At 73.8% G+C, this 2,856-nt stretch carries 3 protein-coding genes; 2 read left to right on the plus strand and 1 reads right to left on the minus strand.

Annotated elements, in window-relative coordinates; genetic code table 11:
• Positions 1 to 117: 117 nt before the first annotated feature.
• Positions 118 to 606, minus strand: a complete 489-nt coding sequence (locus GQS09_RS27795) for a Gmad2 immunoglobulin-like domain-containing protein (RefSeq protein ID WP_165990284.1) — start codon at positions 604 to 606, stop codon at positions 118 to 120.
• A gap of 239 nt (positions 607 to 845) precedes the next feature.
• On the opposite strand from GQS09_RS27795, the gene GQS09_RS27800 reads away from it, so the two are divergent.
• Positions 846 to 1,316: an effector-associated constant component EACC1 gene (locus GQS09_RS27800; RefSeq protein WP_207958378.1), complete on the plus strand. Its 471-nt coding sequence runs from the start codon at positions 846 to 848 to the stop codon at positions 1,314 to 1,316.
• Positions 1,317 to 1,322: 6 nt separating this feature from the next.
• Positions 1,323 to 2,856 (plus strand): caspase family protein (locus tag GQS09_RS27805; protein ID WP_165990285.1); only part of this gene is annotated, 1,534 nt, incomplete at its 3' end.

Here is a 2,856-nt window from a genome sequence, read left to right on the forward strand (position 1 = left end):
GGCCGGGGACGGGGACGGGCCGGGGACGGGGACGGGCCGGGGACGGGGACGGGCCGGGGACGGGGACGGGCCGGGGACGGGGACGGCGGCGTGCCACCCGGCCGGGCGGGGGACCGCTCAGGCGCCGACCGGGATGCGCAGCACCTGGCCCGGGAGGATCAGGTCCGGATCGGTGATCTGCGGGTTGGCCCGGACGATCCGGGTGTGGAGCGAGGAGTCGCCGTAGTGGGTGCGGGCGATGGCCGACAGGGTGTCACCGGGCACCACGGTGTGTTCCCGGTAGCCCACATAGCCCGGCACGATGCGCGGTCCGTGCACGACCGGAACCGTCACCTTGTTGATCTCGCTGCCGTCCCTGGCGCTGACCTCGAAGACCTGGACGAACAGGCGGTCCAGGGTGAACGCGGCGCCGGAGACGTCCGCCCGGACCTGGAAGTGGTCGTGCTCGCCGGTGCCGCCGCCGACGGAGAAGTGGCCGGTCACCTCGTCGTGGCCGTCCGCAATCCGGTAGTTGAGGACGGCCTCGAAGCCGGTTCCCACTCCGCCGATCCGCACCGGATCGCCCACCAGGTCGAATTCCCGGGGCTGATCGATACGTATGGTCACTATGACCTCCTTTTCCCGAGATGGGGTGATCTGCCCCCACCATGGGTCTCCGCCGCCCGCCGGGTCAATGGCCGGCGCGGCGGCACCGCCCCTTTCGGCCGTACTGCGCCGGCCGGGCCCCGGCCGGCCGTGAGATTGCCATCGGTGCAGGTGGTGCGAGTATGGGAGTGTCGGGACGAGGGACGTGAGACGAGTGCTTCCGCCCCGCGCCGAGCCCTCCGGACGGGAAGGGGCAGCCTGTGGGTACGCCACTGCGGATCTTTGTGTCGGAGGAGGAGGCGGAGGCCGACCGGCTGGAGAGCCTGGCCCGTCAGCTCCGCGAGGAACTGCTGCTGGAGGCCGACGGGGTGGAGGACGTCGTGCCGCTGGCGGGCGGCGCGGCACCGCCCGGCGCCCGGGCGGTCGGCGTCGCGGAGATCGGCGCGCTGCTGGTGACGCTGACCAAGTCGGCAGGCGCGCTGCGGGAGATCATCGGCCTGGTCCGCTCCTGGCGCGGACGCCGCGCGACCCGCCCCACGATCCGGCTGGAACTGGGCGGCGATGTGCTGGAGATCTCCGAGGCCACCGAGGAACAGGTGGCCGGTACGTACGAACTGTTCATCAGCCGCCATGCGGCCTCCGGCGACCGCGACCGCGACCACGGTGCCGGCGCCGGCGGTGCCGGCGGTGCCGCGGGCGGTGCGGGAGGGCGGGGAGAAGGGCCCGGGTGAGCGGCCATGGCCACCACAGGCAGCCGGCGCGCACTGATCATCGCCAATGACGACTACCGTGACGAGGGCCTGCGGCATCTGCTGTCCCCCACCGAGGACGCCACCGCGCTGGCCGGGGTGCTGGGCGACCCGCGGATCGGCGGCTTCCAGGTGGAGGTGGCGCAGAACGAGCCCGCGCACGAGATCTCCCGGCGGATCGACGACTTCTTCGCCGAACGCAGGCCGGGCGACTCGCTGCTGCTGCACTTCTCCTGCCACGGGCTGAAGAGCGAATCCGGGGAGCTGTTCTTCGCCGCCACCAACACCATGCCGCGCAGGCTCGCCTCGACCGCGGTCTCGGCGGACTTCGTGCGGCGCTGCATGAGCGGCAGCCGGGCCCGCTCCATCGTGCTCTTCCTGGACTGCTGCTACGGCGGCGCCTTCTCGCAGGGCGTGGGCGTGCGGGCGGCGGGCGACGCCCAGGTGCTGGAGGCGTTCGGCGGGGAGAAGCTGGGCGGCGGCCGGGGCCGGGCGGTGATCACCGCGTCCAACTCCATGGAGTACGCCTTCGAGGGCGCCGATCTGGCGGAGGGCTCGGCGCCGAAGCCGTCCGTCTTCACGCACGCCCTGGTCAACGGTCTCGCGACGGGCGAGGCCGATCTCGACGAGGACGGACGCATCTCGCTGGACGAACTGTACGAGTACGTCTTCGACCGGGTGCGGGCGGAGAACCCGAACCAGACGCCCAGCCGCAGCGTGGATCTCCAGGGCGAGGTGTACCTGGCGCGCAGCAACCGGAAGAAGATCAGGGCAAGGCCGCTGCCGGAGGATCTGCGGCAGGCGGTCACCAGCCCCAACGCCTACACCCGGCGGGGCGCCATCGCGGAGCTGCGGTTCCGGATGGAGAACGAGGATCTGGAGATCGCCGCCGGGGCCCGGGACGCGCTGCTGGAACTGCAGCGGAACGACATCCGCTCGATCGCCGACGAGGCCGGGCGGGCGGTGCTGGAGGTGCAGGTCAACCCGGCACCCTCGGTGCTCGACTTCGGCCGGGTGCCGCAGCACGGGCCCCGGCCCCGGCAGCGGGTCGAGCTGCTGGGTCCGCCGCTGGCGCGAAGCTGCGTGCCGCATCCCAAGGAGGACTGGCTGACGGTGGACGAGGCGGAGGGCGGCGGCCTGGACGTCTCCCTGGACACCTCCCGGCCGGGGCGGCTGAACGGGTCGGTGGTGCTCAAGGGCGCGGTGGGCGAGGCGGTGGTGCAGATCACCGCCGAGGTGGTGCCCATGCCGGCCGCCGCGCCGAAGCCGCCGCCCCCGCCGCTGCCGCCGGAAACGCTGAAGCCGCCGGGGGACGCCCGCGAGCCGCGGGAGCCGCGGGACGCCCGGGATATCCAGGATGTCCGGGACGTCCGGGACGTCCGGGAACCGGCGGAGGTGCGGGCGCGGCAGGACGTGCGCGCGCCGCGGGAGGTGCGGGAACCGGCCGGGGCGGAGACGGGGGCGGAGTCCGGGACGGAGCAGGGACGGCAGGGCCCGCCGCCGGCACCGCCGCCGGCGGTGC

Origin of the sequence: Streptomyces sp. YIM 98790 (assembly GCF_011421595.1) — a bacterium.
Classification (GTDB): domain Bacteria; phylum Actinomycetota; class Actinomycetes; order Streptomycetales; family Streptomycetaceae; genus Streptomyces.